The organism is Paenibacillus xylanexedens, from assembly GCF_007680605.1.
GTDB classification, from domain to species: domain Bacteria; phylum Bacillota; class Bacilli; order Paenibacillales; family Paenibacillaceae; genus Paenibacillus; species Paenibacillus xylanexedens_B.
The window spans coordinates 1,981,344-2,004,097 of record NZ_VEIO01000001.1; the positions used below are offsets into that span (position 1 = coordinate 1,981,344).

Below are 22,754 nucleotides of genomic sequence, written 5' to 3' on the forward strand. Positions count from 1 at the left end.
CCGTGTCCTATGACACCTAAAGGCCAAATCGACAAAATTCGTTTACAAAAGTAGCAATTTCGTTGTTTTATTCACATTTTATGAATACAGGCAGTCCTTTAAATCTCACATAACATCTTTTCAGTTGGGTTCCAGCGCCAACTGGATGGATGATTTTTTCCAATAATCAATCCGCCAACCCAGTATTCATTCTCACTCAGGATACTCCAGTCGATTTCACCATTTAACGCCTGAACGCCCCGTTCCGTCAGCGACATCACAGCATCATGAAATGCCTGATCATGCTCATTAAACATCGGAAAACTTGTGGCTCCTGTCATTCGAATGAGTGCATGTGGGCCTTCAGACATCCTTTTCAAATGAGCCCAGTATTCCAGATCACCCATGCCGAGCACATGTAGCTTGTCTCCTACCTTACGAAACAGGTCATGTGGACGATGAATACCTGCTCTGATGGTTTCCAATGTAGTCTGTTCAATACTACCCAAGCCATTGGTTACGGAAGGCAACCTGGACAGATGCGCCTCGAATGCGGCTTTTGCAAATGGGAGTTCATTCATTCCGGACTTTAAGTATTCTTGATGCAACCGAATGTCAGATGAGCTGTACGCTTCCCAGAACTGTTTACCAGCCTGAAGTTCCTGTTTTTCAATGACATGCCAGTTGCCTGACAAACTTCCGATCTGCTTCGGAGTAAGCTGTCCCAGTCCTCTGAAATGCTCTACCTCGGGATACGAATCGATGCAAAGGAGATTCAGACGTATATTTTGTAGATCTTGGCCGCTAAAATAATGTAGCAAATAGGATAACATCGTTTGATCATAAAGGTCATACTCGAACCATAACACAATCTCTTTATACTGCTGTAACGAACGAAGCTTCTCGTCTAATGACTCAATCTGCAAATACACCTTCTGGGGTATGCCAAGTTCCTCCTCCAAAACAACAGCACGATGCTGACGAGCGCTCCTGTCCGCCATAGCTGTAGTTACAGGACCATACGTATACAATTCCCTCCAGACGAGAATGTCTCCTTGTATACCGCTTTCCCGTAAGCGATTGGCCGCATGATCCCCATTCATAATATGCAACATGCCTTTTCCTCCTTCATGAAGTTCATTGAACACGGATGCCAGATTTCGTATAGGCAGTGAACGCTTGAGTTTTGTTCGGGCATCAAACAGCCTTTTCTTTAATGCAGATACATTCACATCAAGAAAGTCCGATATTTCTTTAAGCGTGTAGCCTTGAAAATAAAACAGTTCAACCACAACTTGCAGCGATGATGGCAACTGGGCAATTGAACGACGTAGCGTCTCCTGTAGCTCCTTCTGGATCGCCTGAGCTTCTGGATTACGGGTCTGATCTTCTTCAAGGAATACTGTCTCTACTTCTTGTATAGGAACCACCGAATGCCGCTTGCGTCTGAGCCAGCGATAACATTGCCTTTCTACAATGATTTTGAACCACCCCGGAAAAGCTTCCGGCTTCTCCAATTTGAACAGATTAGCGAATGCTTCGGTAAACGCCTCCTGTACAACATCTTCTGCACCATGTTCATCCTGTAACTGCTGATAGGCCACAGCAAGTGCCATTCCGCGAAAATGCGTCACCAGTTGCTCATAAGCCTCCGTTTCTCCCTGTATTGCTCCTTCAATCCATGATTTCAATACCGCGGACTCCCTTCATCTGTCGTTCATTGCTGCCTGAACTTGTATATCTATTGCTTCTTTTGTGTTCTCATATGTAAGTGCCTTGAACTCTTGATTAGGTTACTTTATTTTCGACTACAAATGCAAAAGCCGTCCTGCCTGCAGATGTTCACTGCATTCAGGACAGCATGGATAGACTTATGTGTCGGTATTAACGAAGGATTAACGTCTGCTTGGCGCTTGCGGATAGTTGCCAACAACGCCCGGATATTGATAAAGCAGCGGCTCATCAAACGTTGCATAATCGAAGTTCACCATCAGCAACATGATTCTTCTGCCTGTTTTAGGATCACTGATAATGATGTGGTCACGTCCAGCTGCTTCGATAATCCCTTGGAAAATACGAGCATTCCATTCTTTGTTTCCTTCGTATGTCATGTAGAATGTACCGAATTTACCCAGGTTTAAACGTAAAATATTTTCAATGTACGATTGCTCAAACTGCGGAGCTGTAGTGGAAACGACCGTTCCTGACGGTGTCATCGGGCTTCCGCTGGATACGAGTGGCGGTACGCTGGTGGAGCTAGGAGACACCATCCCAGGTGATACCATGCCGGGTGTTGGTGCCATCGACGGCATGCCATTACCGACTTTGTAAGCCGTTCCCTGAACTTGAGAATTCGCTTGTGCACCCAATACGGAATTGGCTTGCTGCCCCATAGTTTGGGTTGGTTGATAAGGTGTGTTAATCACGATAATTCCTCCCTGAATATGAAAATGTTAATCGATTAGTAGACGTCCGGACAGTCTTCCCCAGTTGGACTAAAGAAACAATGCGCCTTGAAACGTCCCGTGTTGGGCTGGTTATACCATGTCGCCGGACAATCTCCAACCGGTCTGAAAAACCATAACGAGTTGCTCGCCGGCCAGAAACGCTCCCCGTTAATGACCCGTTGTGCGAGCCGAATCTCGGATTGTCTCGCCCGCTGATAGAAGTATCCCTTCTGCGTGGACTCAAAGCCCCCCGGATTCTGAAAGACCATGCGGTTCATATCACGGATGTTGCCAAAATCCAGGCAGTCCGCCAGCACACGATTCACGCCAACATTGCCTACCAGCAACATGCCTTGATCCCCATCACCCTCGGCTTCTGCCCGCATTAGTCTCGCCAAAAGCTTGACGTCCTCCGAGTTGGTCTTAATTACTGCCATCGCCTGTTCCCTCCCTTGTAGCAGCTGTTCATCACCGTACATCGTATTGTGCAGGAGCCTATTCGGTGACACTATTCCAGATTTTTTCCACAAAAAAAGCCCGGAACCTCACGCGAGGTGAAGTCCCAAAGCCTTTTTCTAACACAAATTAATTTTGCCATGCTCTTGAATTTCTTTAAGGTTTGGCTTCAATCCAGTAATCATAAGCATGGACCAGATTGCCTTGATATGCTTTGTATTTAGAGAGCAGGTCTGGCAGTTTATTGAGCTGACTCTCCATTTCCTCGGCTCCTTTTTCGTGAAATGAAATATGTGTGCCTTCAAAATTTTCTTTCATTTCGACGGAAATGAGCAGTCGTTTACCCAATCGATCCGCAATCTCCATTTCCTGACTTACAACTGCAGCGATCCCGTTGGAGCCTTCTGCAGAGTTACGGAATGCCATTAGAGATACATGATCGAGCGTATCAATCATAAACTCCGTCACAGAGATATCCTTACCTGGTAGCGGGTAGGTATCCAGCCACACCGCAAGATCTGCACTGGTTTCAAGGTTACTGTCTTTCTTCGTTTCTTCTTGGAAATAGGCGATGTTCGATGCCCACTCGGTCAGCAGCGTATTCCGGTTAGCCTCCCATTCGGGCAACGTATAAGGCTCGATATCCAGATGGATGCCCTCGAACCGCTCGTCCGGTTCCACTTCGGCATTGTAGTTTTTCACATAATCGATCAGTCGTTTGATCCGAGGACGATTTTCCTTTTTGCCCCAGATCGGATGTCCACCCATCGCATGAACTTCGATTCCCTGAGCTTTCGCTCTTTTTACAAAACTGCGATAACTGGAGTAGCGCTGATCCAGATCAAGCCGTACGTATAGCCAGTTAATCTTTTGTTGCTTGGCAAAAGCGAGAATGTGATCCCCGCCATCATCCGTCACTTGTGAGGCCTCCCAGATATAGGTGCCGCGAATTTCAGGTGCACTCGCAGGAGGGTTCGCTGGTTTCTCTGGCGGTGTCTGTTCTCCTGGCTCCAGTTCGCCCCAATACGTCAAATCATGTACAGCCGAACCGGCATAGGACTTATGTTCCCGAAATGCAGTTGCGACCTCTTGGAGCGCATTCTCCAGCTGCGCTGAGCCTTTGCCGGCAAAACTGGTAAACTCTTCACCTGGCATCGGCTTGGTGTTTACTCCCACGGTAACACTTGTCCCGCTCGCGTCTGCCCACTGCATCTCCTGTTCGATTAAACGAATAATTCCGTTACTTCCTTGTGCATTATCCCGGTAAGCAAGCAAGGTCACATGGTCTACATTTTGAATAAACCAGTGTGACAATGCTTCGTTATCTGCATCATCAGCTGTGCGATCACCCTTCACCGTGTATGAATCGAGCCAGAAAGGCAGATCGACATGCACGGCTATTCCGCCATCCTGTTTGGCCTGATTTAAAACCATTTTCATATTACTGATCCAGGATTGCACTAGTGGTTTGGCATCTTCCTTCCATGCAGGCAACACGTATGGTTTAACATCCAGATGGATTGCATCAAAACGTTCGCTAGCTTCCACAGCCTGATTGTAATCCTGCACCCAAGAAGTGAATCGAAGCATCGGAGCCTCGCGGCCTTGAACACCCCAGGAAGGATCGCCGCCCAGTGCCTCAATGGAAACACCTTCACGATCCGCTTTGGCAATAAATGCTCGATACACCTCTTTGGAGATGGTCGTGTCTACGTTTACATACAGCCGATTTATCTTATGTTTAGCCGCATTTTCCAGCAGCTCATCTCCTGCACTCTTAACAGACTGTGCCTGCCATATCCAGGCTGCCCGTATATCCACATCTTCAGCTGTAGCAGGTGACTTGATCCCGATCATTATCATTCCTCCGATCAGTAATAACAGCCAAAATACTTTCCGGGACGTTTTCCCGAACATACACTCCCTCCATTCCTGTTCTGTTGTAAAATCACATTCATTATAGCAACCGATTTATCAAAAACAAATAAGCCCAAGTGCTTAACTTGGGCTTATTCCAGCTTCGAGGAATATCGAAAGACCGGCTTCGGGGCAACGTCCCGGTTCTAGTCCTCATATATCATTTTTCGGGTCATGCCTCCATCAACTACGAGATTAGTCCCTGTGACAAAGGTATTAGCAGGGTCGGACAAATACAGACAGGCCCTTGAAATATCCGATGGCACCCCCACCCGGCCGGATGGATGTTGCTCATGGTCTTCTGCTTTGAGTTTGGACACATCTCCAGTCTCAATCCAGCCGGGACTGATACAATTGACCCGAATTTTGTCTTTACCAAGTGAGACTGCCATCGCATGTGTCAGCGCTGTAATTGCACCTTTGGATGCGGCATATGCCTCGCTATTCGGCTCAGACATTCGTGCACGAGTCGAAGCCATATTTACGATGGCACCGCCATGTTCATTTTTTTTCATATGCCGGGCCGCCTCCCGACTTGCCAGAAAACAGCTTCTTACATTCGTATTGAGCACATCGTCCCATTCGTCCAGCGTTAGCTCATAGGGCGATTTCCACCTGGACACGCCAGCGTTATTCACCAATACATCAACCTGCTTGAACTCTTTCACTGTGGTATCGAATAGCTGCTGAATATCCTGCTCCTTCCGCACATCACACTGCACAAAGATAGCTTCGCCGCCCTCATTGCGGATAGAAGCCGCTGCCGCCGCTCCCTCGGCTTCCTGAACATCGGCAAGCACGACTTTGGCCCCGGCAACCGCATAAGCTTCGGCAACACTACGCCCAATTCCCTGGGCCGCTCCCGTGACAACAACAACCTGATCTGTAAATGACATGACCATCTTCCTCCTCTGGTAAGACTCTCTTTTTAATTTGATATACTTATTACCTTGTTCACTTCTTACCGATTTCCACTAACTCTATACTTATATACAAACACGTTCGCCCCTTTAAGAAACGCTTGTCCTCGAATCCGTCAAAAAAAGCTTACGCCATTCGGGCGCAAGCTACTCCATTTTCAACTTCTTTTAACCTCGTAAACGTTCAGTGTACAGACGATTCGTGCGTTCAAATCCAATATACCGGGTTCCCTTGAAGGAGAGCCGTCCTTCATCCCCTTCGGCACACATACCGTACTCTTCGCCATTCACTTTGAATTCCAAGCGGTCACCGCTCTCTACTTCAAAAGTGACGTAATACAACGTTCGTGCGGCATTTGCGGTGCCGGATTCGGAAGGCGCCTGGCTCATCTTTACCCGTCTGCTGGTGATGCGAGAGTGTACGGTCAGCAGAGGCTCTGCATTGTTGCGCCCCCACCTCCATACTTCTTTGCCCATTGATAACAGCACGATACCCAGAATCAGGACAAATGCCACCGGAAAGACGGTTCCAAACAAATCAAACATCCAGGATGATTCAATGCCCATGTCTCTCCCCTCCGTTCATACTTCGGACAGCCGGAGTCTTGACCCGTCTTCTGTAATGTATATGCGGACGAACACGGAACTTGTTAACCTGATGAAATATTTACATCGTATATCGTAGGTGGAGCACCGATTATATTATGAACATACTCAGCCATGCTTCAACCGTTTTATAGCACTATTTATTACGCGGATTTATCTAAAGAATCAGGTTTGGGCTCAATCACGATATAAGAGTTGCGGCTGAAAGGCAACCATGTGTTCCATAACGATTCCAGTTCATTTACGCTTATCTTCCGGTTGTACTGCGCTTCGTCACAATTTCGCTTGAAATCCAGAGACTCTGCCAGATAAAAATGAGTTTCGTCATACCCGACAACAGGCACAAAGTGCAAAAATCGCCGGTCCGAATGAACCCTGATGAACAGAATGACAGGCACGCCGCGGCTGATCTGCTTTCTTAACGTAGTGACATTACCACGCAAATACGTGGCAGAGTACCCGAGTTTTTTGAAAAAAACAATGATTGCTTTTGGATAAAAGGTGCCATCCAGTAATTTGCGCGGATACCTCCGATAAAGCTCATCTCCTTCGGATTCGGTACCGAAATGTCTTAACACATATGCACTGGAAAAAGCAGCACATTCGACGTTCTTCTGTACCTCCGTCCTGTTGGGGGACGAAATGAAATATGTAGTGGGCACTTTGACGCTGTACATGTGATCTTTCTTCGGAAGACTGTAATAGCGATAAATTAACCAGATGATTGCCAGCCATATGATGGTGTTGAATATCATTTCGAACCTTCCTCCTGCCAATCACTGGACAATAAGCTGTACGTCACAATGTTCTCATAATGATCATATAACCACTGAGCCTGTCTGGATGTGCCCTCGTTTATAAATCCGATCTTCTCAGGGATGGATCTACTTTTGATGTTGTTCTCTGCGCATTGAATCACAATTCGGTTTAACTTCAGTTCATTAAATAGATATGTACTCAATTTTCGAATAGATGTTGTGATGATGCCCTTCCCTTGAGCCGATTCCGATAGGAAATATCCGATGCTCGTCGCTTTGTTTTTCCAATCGATGTAATGCAAACCTATCATGCCAACCAATTCTTGGTTATACCATACTCCTGCATCGAAACCATTTCTTTCTTCGTAGTTACGTATCCATATTTCAATAACAGTATCCAAATCCTCAGGAGATTGTCTTTTATCAACCCACAACAGCCACTCTCTTAGAATCACTCGGTTCTCATCAATTAAGGAGTATAGTTCATCTCGATCTTGTGATTGTATAACCTTTAACTGAATAGAATCATTGACTTGAAAAGGGAGCATGTAACCCCTCCAATCATCCTTCTATGTTACCTTCTGAACGTTTTTTCCATTCAGATATAAGACTAGTCTACCAATTCTTCCTTACCCACTACTCAATCTGTTTCGTAGCTTCTTCGGAAGACAGGTTCGTTGTATCCACCGTCGGCATCGCCGGGTCAAAGGCTTTATCCGCGTTCTGCAAAGACATCAGATTCAGGCAAAAGCTTGCGAACAAGCGATGGCACCGCTGTTTTTCCCGTACCGCTCGCACCTGTGATTACAAATAAAGGTAGTTTACTCATTAGAGTATTCATCCCGTTGTCGTCTTATAAGCTCTAATCTCGCTGTGAATCACTAGATTTCCACTCATCGGCCCTTAGGCCGTACATCACTCGATGTAGAAATCTCCCATTCAAAAACTCGTAATCTCGCAACTCGCCTTCACGTTGAAATCCCAGCTTCTCCGGTATGGCACGACTTCTCTGGTTACCAGTTGCTACACCAATCTCCACTTTATTTAATCCAAGTTGCTCAAATGCGTGCTGAATAAGGACCTTAACTGCCTTCGTGATGAGTCCATTCCCCTCATATTCCTGGCCCAGCCAATAACCAATTTCAGCCTTTCTGTTACCAATGTCAATGTCACAATATCCAATCGAACCTGCCAGTTCGCCTCGAAACCAGATCCCTAACCAGTATCCTTCCTCCTGCGCGTAACGCAGACGAGTGCGTTCGATAAAACCCGCTGAATCCTCTTCAGTCAAAGTCATATCAGGAATCCTGAGCCAGGCTCCGAGATGTTCCCGGTTACGATCAATTAACCGAAATAACGCTGCAGCGTCATTGGATGTAAACAGCGAAAGATACGCTGTATCTGTTCGGTCTAAGGCATGTTTGAACATAATTACCCCTCCACATATTTATTCTACAGCCGCCTTAATCTGCTACCAGCCAGCTTCAAATCTTAAATCGGTTTATATTCCCCTTCGAAATGAAATTGGTAGCCATCATTGATTCGAATGTATCCAAGAATACAGTCACCTCTGGATCTGTTTACGATGCCCGAGTAGTTGTGATTATCCACGTTTCCTTCTGCGACGAGTAAGTGATCACCCTCACAAGACAAAACGATGCCAATGTGATCATGCGAGTCATCGGACAGCAGTTTTTCGTATACGACCAAGTCACCACGCTCTGGCTTGAAACCGTCTTCCTCATCAAGATAGAAAAATCCAGTTTCAGGTAATCTCGACCAGTCCAGCCATGCTCCAACTCCAGCTAAACGATACGTCTGGTTAGGATAACGAATAGGTAGTTTAATACCAACCTGCATACAGCAATGATACAAAAAAGCCGCGCACCAATTAGCCTTGAGTATCGAGTGGATATCGGGGTCCGGCCAATACTGGCAAATCTCCCGAAAGAGTTCATCCTCTGGAACTCCGATAATCTTTTGCTTGGCCAACTTTTCTGCAACATCAGCAAGGGCTAAGCGTCTTTGTTCACAGTAACCCTGTTTTTCTACCGTTGAGCCAGTGGAATCCATTTCATCTACCTCAACCGTCATTCCAAGCTCATGTAGTACATGATGCAATCTGACCTTCTCCATTTTGGTTGCAGTACTCTGTTTTACAGGGGAGAAGTTCATTTGTAACTGGATCGCATCCTTTAAAATCTCTTCGTACGGCCCCTGAACCTGCTGGCATGCCTCTTGAACAAAAATCGAATTCAGTATGATACTCAACTCTTCCTCACTGAATAGCTGTAAACCCCGGAGTAGCTGCCTTGCAGTATCTGCGCTATTAGGACCTGGGAAAACATTGATCCCGGTTCTGTAAAGGTAACATCCGTGAAGCAAACCTGTGATCGCAGCCAGTTCCTGGTTTACTCCTCTTCGAGTCGCAAGCAAGGAAGCGAAACTAGACACACCAACAAGTTGAATCCACACCTCTTCTTTACCCATGAATCCTTCGTGAGACATTGCGCGAATAACACGTGCCACTTCGTCTATTCTATTATTTGGGGTTCCTATAGTACCACCTGTGTTCATCTCATCGCAACCCTTCAACAATCTTGTGTGTCATCCGACTCGCAACAGCAAAGTTAACAACTACGTGGAGCGAAGCAAACCAACACTACAGCAGTTTCTTTTTCAAATCCATCCGTGTGTACGTTTTCTCGTAACTTGAACCATCTTCATTATAGTAGATAGCCTGCTTGGAGTAAGGCTCAGAGATGGCATGATAACCGTGCTTCGAGATCAGCTTGACCATTTTAGGATTTTCGACTGGATCAACACTTACGAACATTTCGTGATAACCCAATTCTTTTGCACATTCTTCCCTATACCGGATCAATGCTGATCCAACACCCTGACCTCGATATACTTCCTTAACGTACAGATCACTTAATTTAGGAACCAGCTTTCCTTGTAATTTAAGAACACCAAACCCCAAGATGGCCCGATCCTCATCATCGGTTTCAGCAACAGCTACGATGATTTCTTTATTTTCCTGCTGTTTCATGTAGGACATGAATAATTCCTCGTTATTACGAACAGAACGGAGTCCTGCGATATCCCTAACAACAGCTGTTCTTATGATATATTTCATGGCTCTGTACCTCCACATTCCGTTCACGACATCACTGACAAAGTCTCTCCAAAATAACAGCTACCCCGTCATTTTCATTCGTTTCTGTTATCTCTTTGGCTCTGCATGTTAAATCCCGAGTGGCATTCCCCATCGCCACAGGCCAACCACATTGATCAAACAGACCGATATCGTTTACATCATCCCCAAACACCATCACATCTTGCATTGCAACACCCATGGCATCACAGATCACAGAGACGGCATGTTCCTTGGATGCATTCAACGCCGAGACTTGTGTTAATTCACCTTGATCCGTGACCAATATGTTCAACTTCCCTTCAAAGCGTTCTTGAAAAGCCATCCGGTCCAGATTGCCTGTGAAAAGGATCTTAGATGCTTCTTGCTGTTTAAGCTCCATCAACGACCTGACCATCGGCTGGCCTTTTACTTTCATGATGGTCTCTGCATCATAGGGCTTCAAACTCATCCATACATCCCTCACTTCTAAACTAATGTCCAGATCCGGATTACATGCCAAACAATAGTCTAGAACCTCCGCAGTTAACGCAGGTGTGATTCCAATGTGATTTTGTTTTCCAGTATGTCTGCAATTTGTATACGCGCCGTTATAATAGACAAATGAACCAAGCTTCAGCAATTCTTCGGGCAAAAAAGCTTTCACAGCCCTCGGTGGGCGCGCCGTCGCAAATATGAATTTCATCCCACGATGGGCACAGTTCAAGATCGCCGTTATGTTTCTCTCGGAAACTTCTTTGTTAGCCTTCAAAAGTGTTCCATCCAAATCTACAACAATTAACGGGAATTCCATTGCACAGCCCCTGTCTCGCTTTTGTACACTTTTAGAAAAAGTTATATATTCCATCTTCGAAATATCGATATTCTTCTTCCGTTAATCTCCGTTTGCCATACGCATCATAAAAGATATCTTTGTCCCGCTCAAGCTCGAATGCATTCGTTTTCGGCCGAATGGCTAAGGCCACGTCATACCGGGGATCACCATAGGTAGCGCCCGCCCAATCGATTATTCCCACGACTTCGCCGTTATGGACGAGTACATTATCGATAGTGAAATCGCCGTGAATTAAGGTAGGCTGCACCGGACTTGGTCGGTTCTTTTTCAAACGAGTGAGCAATTCTTCGGTTCCGTCTACTGAATAATGAGCCAGATTATACTCCGCCTTGGCTAGCATTGTATCGAGCCAAGTAGACTCCGCATGTTGCCATTCCATTGGACAAGGGCATTCATGTAGCTTTCTCAAGGAACGTCCGAAGCTGGTAATTGCCTTTTCCTTATGCTCTTGAGCCGGATGGCTGGCAAGAAATTGCCTCAACGAGATTCCTTCCACATAATCCATCAATAGCCATCTGGAGTGATTCTCTATGTAAAATAAATGCGTTTTCGGAATAGGGATTCCTGTTCCTTGAAGAAGCTGCATCGCGATATATTCGTCCGATAACCATTCATTGTAGAGTTCATGCTCTGTTTTTTTGATAACATATCTCTGACCTACTGTCTCCAGAACGGCAACGGTAGACGTGTGACCTTGCCTTGGAAACGTAATTCGCTGTACCGTTCCAACCTGCCCCAATATCTCCGATGGAATATCTGCGAGTTGCAAGGGAGTTCCTCCTCCGTTTAAGTGAGATGTTTAGTACAGTTATAGAGCGAGCAATCCCACCGAGGAGTTCCGCTATGCAAGTGAGTTACCGATGTGTTTGACAGATTTTCATGAATATCCATATGAGCAAGAAGTTTTTTCATGGTTAGACCGAGAAATGCTCCGTGACTTACAACTAATATGTTCTCACCTGAATGTCGGTTAGCTAGCTCGGCAAGACACTGCCTTCCCCTTTTTACAATCGATTCATGAGATTCAATCCCCAAATCCAGCTTGGACCAGCCATAACCCCACCGATCTACACGTTCCTGCTCCGTGGTACCTTCAATCTGTCCGCAGTCCATCTCGCGTAACCGTTCATCCACACGTATTTCAATCGAATTTGCTTCGCCAAGGATAGATGCCGTTTCCAATGCTCTCGATAAATCACTTGAATAGATGTAATGCCATTGCTCCGATCGAATTCGCTCAGCAAGCAAATGTGCCTGTCTTCTCCCCTCTGCATTGAGCGGGATATCAGTGTGTCCTTGTGCCCGATATTGATCGTTCCAGTCTGTCACGCCGTGACGGATAATTCCTAATGTAGCCATATGTATCCCTCTTTTCTAGAACCGTTCATTCATTCCTGCATCTATGTAAAATGAAGTCTTTACATGTATTTGCTGTTCGTCAATGGGAGCTATGTAATGGCTTTTTCATTGATGTAGAGATTTATTAATTTATATAGAAAATTAATGTTCCAAATATAGATAGAAGTGAAACAGAGTATAATATCCATTTACTCACACGATCTTTGTACCTGATAACCAGACAAATCATACCCGTGCACACAACCATAAATTCAAAATTGATCCCTCCAATACAACGAATGAAATGGATTATTTACTATACTATCTAGGCGAGTAGTTACGTGGTTTAATACCCATTTTCCACTGAGCCTCGACGGTATCTTATTTACCATTTTATGTTATGAAACTAATGGGAGCAAGCATTGTTAAATAGATATATATTATACACGACATGTTTAGCTTCCAAAAAATGCCCCATCAACCTAAGTTGATGAAGCACTCTTCATTAATATTCACTTACCTCAAATGTCAGGATACGATCAAACAGGACATAGTCCTTGCGGCTTTTAAAAGGTCCTCTGTTATTATCATGCTTATCAATGGCATACGATGCTTTTCCGCTACCTGCTTGTTTTGTTTCATACCAGTCAATAAAGCTGTTAACTTCTTGCATGCTTAGGTCAAATTCCTTTTCAAGACCTGTATTCATCGTAACTACCAAGATTGCACGGTTGCTAGAGGGTTGCTCTGGTTCTGGTTCTGGTTCTGGTTCTGGCTGTGGAGTAGGGATCTGGTCGTACACATTAAATTCATATACTTTTAAAGGTTGAGTTGTATCGCTGTGAGCAAGGCTTACTTTACTAACTCCTGTTACAATCTCAGGAAACTCAACTAATGAACCATCTGTCGTGGAAATATCAAATCTTTTAATTTTGATCCCAGCGTTGTCATATAGCTCAATAACAATACCATTGCTCCGATCCGTTTTTAAACGATATGCTTTTAGCGTCTGTGGAGTTGTAAAATCATAGTTGACATGATCAAAGGTTCCTGATGGTCCTTGTGTGTATTTTGCAATCAAAAATGAAGTGCTCTCATTATTGTCGGTCATCTCAGTGTCCGTTAGTACTCCATTTGTAGGACCACCACTATTAAACAATTTTTTTCCGTCTAACAGCCCTCCGCTATAATCTACAGTAGCTCCTACACTAGCATTTGAAACTAAACTTGCTACTAACATAAATGCAGCAATTAATAGACCAGCTTTTTTGAATAATGTTGTTTTCACCTGAATCCCCCTAAAGTGTTTATGTACAATCCTAATTTAATGTTTCCCTATCCACTTGTCTAAACATTAACTTGCTGATCTATAAATATCATCTAAATTTTTGCATTTTTATTTTTTTACTGGATAACAACAGAAGGAACAAAGGTTACTCACCCTACTATCTTGTTGTATTGCAGGTTATGTGATTTTCCTTTGCTTTTTCAAAAAGAAAAACCCCCTTTTGGGGGTCAATCGTTGATACAGCGCTATTTTCATCTCCACTTTCTTTCACTAGGCGTACATCATGTCCATGAATCCACGGGTTACATCTACGCCTTCTGCTTGTTCCGGCTGCTCTGTCTCTGCATGTGCAGCCATGCAAGCTTTCACGGCTTCTTCAGTGGTGCAACGATTAGCATCGTCACATGTGTAGCATAAGTGAAGCATGTATCTTGTTAATTCATCCGCCTGCGTGAATTGAGTTTGACCGTTGGTTCTCATCTTCATCACTCCTTTTCTTCTTGAGTTAAATATAACATCATCTTCACGATTTAATTGTGATTTATTTCACAATGTATCAAAAAAATAAAATAAAAATAAAGGGAAACCTCATCCGAGATTTCCCCTACACTTTTCACAATAGCGGCATATTAAAGTACTTTCCAATGTTCTCCGCCATCTACAGTTTGCAATAGCAACGATCGTTTGGCATCGGTATTCTCCACCAAGATCCAGCCGAGGTTCGGCGATACCATCTGCATCTTCACAATTTCAGGATAATCTTTGAAAATCTTTTCTAAAACACTGCTCGTTGGATAGGCTGTCCACGTTTTGCCTGTATCTTTCGTATAATACATAATGCCCTTCTGCATCGCCCAGCCTTCGGACGGACTTAGAAATACAGGCGCCAGGTTGCGGTTAATCCCTGTTTGCTTATTCAGGTTGAATGAATACGGCTTCCAGCTTACACCACCATCTGCTGTGAAGAAACCGCTGAACGTTATGCTCTCTCCGCTGGCACAGGACATGGACATCCAGGCCGACTTCGCTTCACGTCCAAAAAATTGAGGTGCACTAATCGTGAAATTACCGCACGCTTTGAATTTATCCCGGTTGAAAAAAGAAGAACCCGTTCGCCACTGCTCACCACCATCTGATGTCACATACAGCTTCGGTGTACCGAACTCTATGGCACTCAAGAATCCATGCTTGGAGTCTGAAAATGTCATGCCCGTGGTGTAGCCACGTCTTGAAATTTCACCCGTTTGGAATTTATCCTTGTCATCACTGGAAGTCATTCGCTCCCAAGTTGTACCTCCATCCTGAGTACGATACAGGTTCTTGTCCTGTTTACCGATTCCCGTATCGAGTGTCGTCAGAACCCAGCCTTTCTCGGGAGAGACAAAGGATATCGCTGTTACTTTATCCGTCTTCGACAAGGAAGACAGACTCCAGCTCACGCCTCCATTATTGGTACGAAGCACAATCGTATCTGTGCCCCCCATCCCCTCTCGAACAATCCAGCCATGCATACGATCTACAAAATAAATACTTTCTCCATATTTCGGATTAGCCGGAAATTGCACATTCTCTGACGGCGAAATGTTTGTCCACGTTTTCCCCCGATCCTGAGTGTAATAAAGCCGGAGCGCGTTACGCGTAACTCCCCAGGCCAGGCCGCCGTTATCATTAATGAGTTGAAAATCGGTCAAACGTGTCTGAATTTGATATTTGGCCATCTCCGTTGCTTCAGTGTTATTGTTTGTCGGAGGTACAACGGTAAGGGTCTGACCCACGTTACCGCTGTCATCCTGTTCCTGAGGTTCTGCAACTGGCGGCTGTTCCGTTTTGGTACATGCAACCAGCAACATCATGATGCCTATAGACAGCAGGGCTGTCTGCGCGATTTTTTTCCATTGCAAACGCAAGTGGGTTCCACCTCTCTCATTCATCAGACAGACGCGCATGTCTCTGTGACGAAGTTATATTTACGATTCATCAGAATCCACTGCTCCTATTCTACCACAAACTTCGACCTAAAGGCTCACACCGTCGGGGAACCTGACGAATGTTGAATATACTTGCCGATCATTGTCCTTAATTAAAAAGGCACAACTAATTTATTTAGTCGTGTGAAGTCCATTTATTAACCTTTTTAGCGAATTTCCTAGGTAAATGAGATATATTGTGAAAAAAGTTATAGACAAAACTCGCTTTATCTCCACATATCCCTTAATATGGATGGTAGTATACCCAAAAAGGAGAGGATAAAGATTATGACAACAAGTACAGCATTGAAACCCAGTCGTGTCGTTATTATCGGCATGGGTGCGGTAGGAACAACAACGGGATACACGCTAATGCTCAGACAGCGTTCGTCCGAGTTGGTATTTGTGGATGTGAATCATGACAAGGCAACCGGCGAAATGCTGGATATGAACCACGGTCTGCCATTTACCGGGGGAGTTAAAGTTTGGGCAGGCGACTATTCCGACTGCAAAGATGCCGATATCATCATCATTACTGCGGGTGCTTCCCAAAAGCCGGGCGAGACTCGAATTGATCTGCTGAAGAAAAATGCAAGCATTTTCAAAGACATCATTGATCGAATTACCGAAGTCAACTCGCACGGTATTTTGTTGATTGCTACGAACCCTGTCGATATCTTATCCTATACGTCCTGGAAACAAAGCGGCTGGCCGGCATCCCGGGTCATCGGCTCAGGTACGTTGCTGGACAGCGCACGATTCCGTTATCTGATCGGTAAAAATAAAGGCATCGATCCTCGTAGCATTCACGCTCACATCATCGGTGAACATGGCGATTCCGAGGTGCCTGTCTGGAGTCTGGCAAACGTTGCGGGAACAGACCTTGAACTGGACGAAGAAACCCAACAAGAGATTTTCAACAGCACCAAAAATGCAGCTTACGAGATCATTAATGCCAAAGGAGCCACTTCCTATGCCATCGCCTTGGCGCTCGATCGTATTGTCGCTGCCATTCTGGGTAACGAAGGCTCCGTTCTGAATGTTTCCACACTGCTTGAAGATTATAACGGCGTTTCTGATGTATATCTGGGTGTACCTTGTGTCGTAGATCGCCATGGTGTGCGTGAAATTCTGCCTCTTCCGTTGAATGAAACCGAGAAATTGGCCTTTCAGGCATCTGCAAACAAATTAAAAGAACAGATTGCCGGACTGGAATAACATATACTCTTATCCATTAAAAAAAGACCATCCAACAACTCTGTATGGAGTTCCGGATGGTCTTTTGATATGACGTGACAAGGCGTTCCACTTCCATACAAGATCATCGTTTAATCTCAGCCCGTTCATGATTATCATTAATTATTTTAATCTTTAACTTTATAGCATCCCTTTGTTTACATAACAATAATGGCGGAAACTAAAAATTAAATTTGATTGACAATCATACCTCCAAGGATACCTAATAGAACAATGATCCATGGTGGACATTTCCAGAAGTTTAGCAGCACAAACAAAATACATACTAACGCAAAATCAGCAGGTGACAACACAGCCGTTGTCCACAACGGCTGATAGAGTGCGGCTAACAGAAGACCTACGACTCCTGCATTGATTCCAGCTAACGCTCCTTGCATATGCGGATTACCGCGAAGTACATTCCAGAAGGGCAACGTACCGATAATGAGCAAAAATGCAGGTAAAAAGATAGCTATTGTAGCAATAAACGCTCCTGCTCCGCCCATTGAAACGGCCCCAAGATACGCGGCAAAAGTAAACAAGGGGCCTGGGACCGCTTGTGTTGCCCCATATCCAGCTAGAAAGTCATCTTTGCTCACTATACCGTGAGGTACGAGTTCCTGCTCAAGCAATGGCAATACGACATGTCCCCCTCCGAATACCATGGAACCTGCTCGGTACATCGAATCGAAAAGAGCGATCCACTCCATATTTATGGCCTGCCGCAGCATCGGCAACAGGATCAGCAGACCTGCAAAAGTGATTAAACACAGCACAGCCAAGCTACGACGGATGGGGACATTCATTTTGATAACTGGAGTGACCGGAACATCGCGGTACATCCACCAGCCAATGAAACCCGAGAACAGGATCAATATGACCTGACTATATGGAACTGTCCATAGTAAAGCCGCTGTAGCCACTAACACAGCGATGGTAATCCTCACTTTGTCCGGGGTAAGCTTCTGAGCCATGCCAAGAATGGCATGAGCAACAATTACCACTGCTACGATTTTCAAACCGCTAATCCAACCCGCATGGCCCACATCGTAACCTTTTAACATAAAGGCAAATAACACCAATACGAGCACCGACGGAAGGGTGAATCCGATCCAGGCCATTAATCCACCAAGCAGTCCTGCACGCATGACACCGATACCAATTCCCACCTGACTACTTGCTGGTCCCGGGAGAAATTGACACAAGGCCACAAGATCAGCATATCTCTGCTCGTCCATCCATTTTCGTTTGCGTATATACTCATTATGAAAATAGCCCAAATGCGCTGTCGGACCTCCAAAGGATGTAAGTCCCAGCTTGGATGCAACCATAAGCACTTCCCACAGCGCACGCCATCGTTTTCGTGTAACAGCCTGATCTTGATCATTCGAAGCAGGAATGCCCGTCTTCATGCTCGCCCATCTCTCCTAGCAGGTCATGTGTTGTTGTCCAGATTTTTTTGGATTCTCTTTACCAAAGGTAAAAATCTGGTGATAAGCGTAGGCTTACGATGTAGCTTTCTTTCAGAAAGTTTTCAGGCGAAGGCTTCGCTTTTCCAGAAAAGTTCAACTCATATTGTTCATTTTAACTAATTCGTCACTTCGTTAACCGGAAGTTTGACATCCAGCAAAGCCATCGCCTCTTCTTTTTCCCGGCTGGTAACATGAGTGTATACCGTTGTCGTTTGAATGGAGGCATGTCCAAGCAGTTCCTGTACCGTGCGCAGATCTGCTCCGCGCCGCAACATCATGGTTGCGAACGAGTGACGCAGCTTATGGCTGGAATAGCTTTGGCGCTGATGAACAGGAGCTTCCTGCTGGAAACGTTCGAAGGTTTCGGTTGAGATGAGTTGAATGCTACGAATGGACAGACGCTTGCCTTTTTGCGATACAAACAGGGCTTCTTCCTTCTCGCCCCGCCACGGATTTAGCCGTTCTTCAAAAGCCCGAGACAACACTTCTGCAACCGTTTCAGGAACCGGGATCGATCGCCATTTCCGCCCCTTCCCGAACACATCGAGTGTGCGTCGCTCGGGGTTGTAGTCTTTACAATTAAGGGCATGAACTTCCCCCACCCGCAGTCCCATATAGCCCATAAGCAGGAACAACGCCAGATTACGAGTGCGATATTTCCCTTCGACGGATGCCAAAAAACGTGTCAAACCGCCTTCGTCCAGGAAGACCGGAGCACGGTTTTTCTCGGTTTTGGACTTCTTGATGCCAGAAGCCGGATTGCTCGCCAGCACTTCGAGTTCAATGAGAGACTTGTAGAAGCAGTTGACTGCCGCGTGTTTACGGTTCCGGGTAGCATCACTCACGCCACGCTCCCGTGCACGAGACAGAAAAGCAAGCACATGCAGCTTTTTCACCTGCTCCAGTGACTTTCCCTGGATAGAGGTAAGGAATTCCGTTACGTCCCCCGTGTAGGATTTGACCGTATATCCGGTGTATCCGGCATCCTTCATCCAGATACGAAAGGCCTGCAACTCATCCCCATACTGCTCCTGAACCTCTTCATTGATCATCTGCTCTTGTCACCTCCACTGACTTCTCTTGTACGGACAGGCCTGATGTACTGAATTGATATGCATGCATGTATTTCTATTTTCAGGATCTGTTTACTATTGCAGAACACAGATGCTTAACTTAGTGGAAAATCAACCTCTTCGACGATCACGACATCAGCCATCATCAAAATCATCTCCGGTTTGCCCTCACGACGTGTGAGCACAAACGATGGGATCGGATTTTCATGAAGCTCATTGACTGATTCAGCCATTTGAACATACAGTTCCAGATGTAAGGTCTCGCCTTCACCTGAAATATCAATGACAGGCCAATCTTTTCGTATACAATCAGCCCAAAAAGCAAGTTCATTCGCTGGAATGATACTTAACTGCTGCACGTTTGTATCAATCGGATATATCGCTTGCCGCTCAGGTTCATCCCCCAGCTTGTCCCATGGCAATACATAAGAAGCTTGCTCGCTTGGTGGGGAAAACAGAGAGTAACACCACGGAGTGATGCCCCACACAACGACCATCAGCCCTTCTGCGAGCAATACATCCAGGCGACCTTCCGTAAAATGTTCAATTAAATTATGATTACCTGGCCCCAAAAGTTCCTCTACTCTCTTCGCGAGACGATCCAGATCCGCCAGAATGAATCCCCTTCGGCCATAAGAGTCGAACACATGATGATTCCGAGTCCATGGTGCGGATGGTAAATCGAGTATTGGGGCATCTGCCGGGAACAGTGTGATATGTACGGTATTCACTTGTGCGTATTTCACCATCGCTAGCTGTTCCGGTTCTAACGGACCTTCTGCGATTCGGGGTGTTTTTCGGTGCAAAGCAACGCGAACCTCATATTCACCCTCTTTATAAGGTGCGAGATCAACTTCAATCGGATAACTTATGCCTTGAATCGAAGCTAATGAAATCTTGCTGTTCTCGGTTAGACGAACCGCGTATTGTACATAGGATATTTCGGCTCCATACAAAACATTAGCATCCTCACGGTGCACAGGTGTCTGCAATAGCTGCGCGATGACGGAAACTTTACGACCATCCTCCAGATGTCGCTGCGGATCGATGTCCAACTGCATATCATCTGTCTCATTCTCTTGTGATATGATCAGCTTCGCCTCGGCGAGAACGGTTGAATCCGCAAGTGCAAACCCAAAATGCGACGAGTGTTCATTGAAATGGTTATGTAATGGTTCTTTCATAAGTTAACCCCTCTCTTCGGTTCTGGTTGCAGATCACACCCCCAAATATATTTCATATTTGGTTCATCCGCAACCCCGACCTGCTGATACATGCAACATGTCTCCTATAAACTTTACCCATGTGAGTGACAAATTTACGCAGCAAACTTCTTTCAATCTATCGTTTTAAACTTCTCGTTTTATGCAATCATCCATATATTGCGGTACAAAAAAATCCCTGCTCCTTCGCTTGGCGAACGGAGAACAGGGAAAGATTCAAAACTTATTTTTAAATTCACTTTCGCCGAATCGGATTCAGATGACTATGATGGCGACCATAGGCAAAATAAATAATTAATCCGATAATCAGCCATCCGAAAAAGGTAATCCACGTCAGAGCCGCAAGGCGCGACATCAAGTAGAAACAGCCGAGAGCACTCAAAATCGGGATCAGCGGCACCAGCGGAACACGGAAACCCCGTTTGAGATCAGGGTTATTTTTACGTAATACGATAATCCCGATACTCACTACAGCAAATGCAAACAACGTACCGATGTTCGTAAGCTCTGCCAGATGGCCAAGAGAGATAAAACCGGAGAACAGTGCAACGATGATACCTGCGAGCCAGCTACCCACTGCCGGCGTCTGACTTTTACCACTTACCTTGGAGAAAACGGGAGCTAACAATCCATCGCGCGACATGGAATAGAGCAGACGGGTCTGACCATACATCATCACGAGCAATACCGTTGTAATTCCCGTAATGGCACCAAGGGATACAATCCATGACAATCCGTTTAGTTGAACAAATTCAAAAGCAAACGCAACCGGATCACTAACATTCAACATGTTGAACGGCACAATACCCGTGAGAATCAGAGATACTACAATATATAGGACAGTACAAATGGCGAGGGATGCAATAATACCAATCGGCAAATCCCGCTGGGGACGTTTCACCTCTTCCGCTGCAGTGGACACAGCATCAAATCCGATATACGCAAAAAACACTGTTGCTGCACCCGCCGTTACACCTGAGAAGCCAAACGGCAAGAACGGATGCCAATTCGCTGGCTGCACGTAAAACACACCCACACCGATGAAGATCAGTACAACGATGATTTTTATCCCTACCATGACTCCATTCGCTCGTGCAGCTTCCTTCACTCCCCGAGTCAACAGGAACGTAATAATTAACGTAATCAGAGCGGCTGTAATGTCAAAATACGTCCCTTTTTCCGGATTAAACGCACTGGTTAACGCATGAGGCAATTCTAGTCCAAACCCGGTTAATAAGGTCTGAAAATACCCCGACCAACCGCTGGCTACCGCCGCACTCGCAAAGCCATACTCCAGAATGAGATCCCAGCCCAGAATCCACGCGATCACTTCACCAAATGCGGTGTAGCTATACGTATAAGCACTTCCGGATGCCGGGATGGTAGAAGCGAATTCGGAGTAACATAGAGCGGCAAATGCGCAGATGATACCTGCTAGTAAAAAGGACAATACAAGTCCAGGCCCAGCATACTTGGCAGCTGCCACACCTGTCAGCACAAATATGCCTGTACCAATAATAGCTCCTACGCCAAGTGTTGTTAAGTCGAAGGCACTAAGTGCTCTCTTTAACGCACCGCTTTCATTCGTTTGGCTTGCAATCGGTTTTTTGCGAAATAACACACTCATTTTTTCATTTCTGCTCATACGCATGTTCCTTTCATGGTGAATCTCGAATGTGTTGCCGCGTAACTACGACGAAATAAAATTTCTCATCTGTTCTACGAAAAACTCATTTGTTCTATCTTATCCATCACCTATAAAAACCTATCGAATTCTACACGTTATCGCGTTGAATGATTAAATTTATTTTTGAAGATGGCTTATTTTGACCTTTATGCACGAAAAATATCACGTTCTGTTGCCTATGCTCCAATATGAAAATGGATTTAAATAAAAACTGCGTATAATTTATATTATGCGCAGTTTTTTGAAGGCTTTTTATCGTTCTCCAACTCATTTTTATCGTTGTTAGATGAACTTATGTGAATGAGCTTCTTTTTCGTCTTTTTTCGCTGTCATTTCTTCCTCTATTTCGTCTGATCAGCTTTCGTTCTTCCTTCTTTTCTTCCTGCTGCTTCCTT

The 22,754-nt window shown here is 45.2% G+C and carries 22 protein-coding genes; 1 reads left to right on the top strand and 21 read right to left on the bottom strand.

What is annotated here, in order from left to right; translation table 11 throughout:
- Nucleotides 1–98: 98 nt before the first annotated feature.
- The 17 genes from FS818_RS08665 to FS818_RS08750 all read right to left on the bottom strand — a co-directional run bounded on the left by FS818_RS08665 (nucleotide 99) and on the right by FS818_RS08750 (nucleotide 15,608).
- Nucleotides 99–1,670 (bottom strand): sigma-70 family RNA polymerase sigma factor, encoded by a 1,572-nt coding sequence (locus FS818_RS08665; RefSeq protein WP_145331413.1) that lies wholly within the window; start codon nucleotides 1,668–1,670, stop codon nucleotides 99–101.
- A 204-nt stretch (nucleotides 1,671–1,874) separates the two neighbouring features.
- Nucleotides 1,875–2,372, bottom strand: a complete 498-nt coding sequence (gene gerQ / locus FS818_RS08670) for a spore coat protein GerQ (protein WP_145332818.1) — start codon at nucleotides 2,370–2,372, stop codon at nucleotides 1,875–1,877.
- A 68-nt stretch (nucleotides 2,373–2,440) separates the two neighbouring features.
- A complete protein-coding gene (locus FS818_RS08675; RefSeq protein ID WP_090916552.1) occupies nucleotides 2,441–2,863 on the bottom strand; it encodes a cell wall hydrolase in 423 nt (140 codons plus the stop codon).
- A 175-nt stretch (nucleotides 2,864–3,038) separates the two neighbouring features.
- Complete coding sequence (locus FS818_RS08680; protein WP_145331415.1) at nucleotides 3,039–4,799, bottom strand: hypothetical protein; 1,761 nt, start codon at nucleotides 4,797–4,799, stop codon at nucleotides 3,039–3,041.
- 146 nt (nucleotides 4,800–4,945) lie between these two features.
- Nucleotides 4,946–5,695 (bottom strand): SDR family NAD(P)-dependent oxidoreductase, encoded by a 750-nt coding sequence (locus tag FS818_RS08685; RefSeq protein WP_145331417.1) that lies wholly within the window; start codon nucleotides 5,693–5,695, stop codon nucleotides 4,946–4,948.
- A 192-nt stretch (nucleotides 5,696–5,887) separates the two neighbouring features.
- Entirely contained in the window at nucleotides 5,888–6,286 is a 399-nt protein-coding gene (locus FS818_RS08690; protein ID WP_145331419.1) for a DUF2500 domain-containing protein, read from the bottom strand.
- A gap of 182 nt (nucleotides 6,287–6,468) precedes the next feature.
- On the bottom strand, nucleotides 6,469–7,080 hold the full coding sequence (locus FS818_RS08695; RefSeq protein WP_145331421.1) for a C39 family peptidase: 612 nt from the start codon (nucleotides 7,078–7,080) through the stop codon (nucleotides 6,469–6,471).
- Entirely contained in the window at nucleotides 7,077–7,631 is a 555-nt protein-coding gene (locus FS818_RS08700; protein ID WP_145331423.1) for a GNAT family N-acetyltransferase, read from the bottom strand. The genes FS818_RS08695 and FS818_RS08700 overlap by 4 nt, the downstream gene beginning before the upstream one ends.
- Nucleotides 7,632–7,945: 314 nt before the next feature.
- Nucleotides 7,946–8,512, bottom strand: coding sequence for a GNAT family N-acetyltransferase (locus tag FS818_RS08710; RefSeq protein ID WP_145331425.1), 567 nt, complete (start codon nucleotides 8,510–8,512; stop codon nucleotides 7,946–7,948).
- 62 nt (nucleotides 8,513–8,574) lie between these two features.
- Complete coding sequence (locus FS818_RS08715; protein ID WP_145331427.1) at nucleotides 8,575–9,660, bottom strand: CHAP domain-containing protein; 1,086 nt, start codon at nucleotides 9,658–9,660, stop codon at nucleotides 8,575–8,577.
- 85 nt (nucleotides 9,661–9,745) lie between these two features.
- The gene (locus tag FS818_RS08720; protein WP_145331429.1) at nucleotides 9,746–10,222 is read right to left on the bottom strand and encodes a GNAT family N-acetyltransferase; all 477 of its coding nucleotides are present in this window, start codon (nucleotides 10,220–10,222) and stop codon (nucleotides 9,746–9,748) included.
- Nucleotides 10,223–10,253: 31 nt separating this feature from the next.
- Nucleotides 10,254–11,033: an HAD family hydrolase gene (locus FS818_RS08725; protein WP_186375441.1), complete on the bottom strand. Its 780-nt coding sequence runs from the start codon at nucleotides 11,031–11,033 to the stop codon at nucleotides 10,254–10,256.
- Nucleotides 11,034–11,064: 31 nt separating this feature from the next.
- Complete coding sequence (locus FS818_RS08730; RefSeq protein ID WP_145331433.1) at nucleotides 11,065–11,844, bottom strand: phosphotransferase; 780 nt, start codon at nucleotides 11,842–11,844, stop codon at nucleotides 11,065–11,067.
- A 17-nt stretch (nucleotides 11,845–11,861) separates the two neighbouring features.
- Nucleotides 11,862–12,434: a histidine phosphatase family protein gene (locus FS818_RS08735; RefSeq protein WP_145331434.1), complete on the bottom strand. Its 573-nt coding sequence runs from the start codon at nucleotides 12,432–12,434 to the stop codon at nucleotides 11,862–11,864.
- A gap of 484 nt (nucleotides 12,435–12,918) precedes the next feature.
- Nucleotides 12,919–13,701 carry a hypothetical protein gene (locus FS818_RS29225; protein WP_260989814.1) on the bottom strand — a complete coding sequence of 261 codons (783 nt, stop codon included), beginning with the start codon at nucleotides 13,699–13,701 and terminating at the stop codon, nucleotides 12,919–12,921.
- 270 nt (nucleotides 13,702–13,971) lie between these two features.
- Complete coding sequence (locus tag FS818_RS08745; RefSeq protein WP_145331436.1) at nucleotides 13,972–14,181, bottom strand: hypothetical protein; 210 nt, start codon at nucleotides 14,179–14,181, stop codon at nucleotides 13,972–13,974.
- A 149-nt stretch (nucleotides 14,182–14,330) separates the two neighbouring features.
- On the bottom strand, nucleotides 14,331–15,608 hold the full coding sequence (locus tag FS818_RS08750) for a WD40/YVTN/BNR-like repeat-containing protein (RefSeq protein WP_186331687.1): 1,278 nt from the start codon (nucleotides 15,606–15,608) through the stop codon (nucleotides 14,331–14,333).
- Between the two features lie 348 nt (nucleotides 15,609–15,956).
- Between FS818_RS08750 and FS818_RS08755 the strand changes: the two genes are divergently transcribed.
- Complete coding sequence (locus FS818_RS08755) at nucleotides 15,957–16,886, top strand: L-lactate dehydrogenase (protein ID WP_145331440.1); 930 nt, start codon at nucleotides 15,957–15,959, stop codon at nucleotides 16,884–16,886.
- A gap of 206 nt (nucleotides 16,887–17,092) precedes the next feature.
- On the opposite strand, the gene FS818_RS08760 is transcribed toward FS818_RS08755, so the two are convergent.
- The 4 genes from FS818_RS08760 to FS818_RS08775 form a co-directional block, all read right to left on the bottom strand.
- A complete protein-coding gene (locus tag FS818_RS08760) occupies nucleotides 17,093–18,316 on the bottom strand; it encodes a chromate transporter (protein WP_145331442.1) in 1,224 nt (407 codons plus the stop codon).
- A 176-nt stretch (nucleotides 18,317–18,492) separates the two neighbouring features.
- Nucleotides 18,493–19,428 (bottom strand): tyrosine-type recombinase/integrase, encoded by a 936-nt coding sequence (locus tag FS818_RS08765; RefSeq protein ID WP_145331444.1) that lies wholly within the window; start codon nucleotides 19,426–19,428, stop codon nucleotides 18,493–18,495.
- Between the two features lie 116 nt (nucleotides 19,429–19,544).
- Entirely contained in the window at nucleotides 19,545–20,633 is a 1,089-nt protein-coding gene (locus FS818_RS08770) for a hypothetical protein (protein ID WP_145331446.1), read from the bottom strand.
- Between the two features lie 274 nt (nucleotides 20,634–20,907).
- Nucleotides 20,908–22,317, bottom strand: a complete 1,410-nt coding sequence (locus FS818_RS08775; RefSeq protein WP_397351729.1) for a branched-chain amino acid transporter BcaP — start codon at nucleotides 22,315–22,317, stop codon at nucleotides 20,908–20,910.
- Between the last annotated feature and the right edge of the window lie 437 nt (nucleotides 22,318–22,754).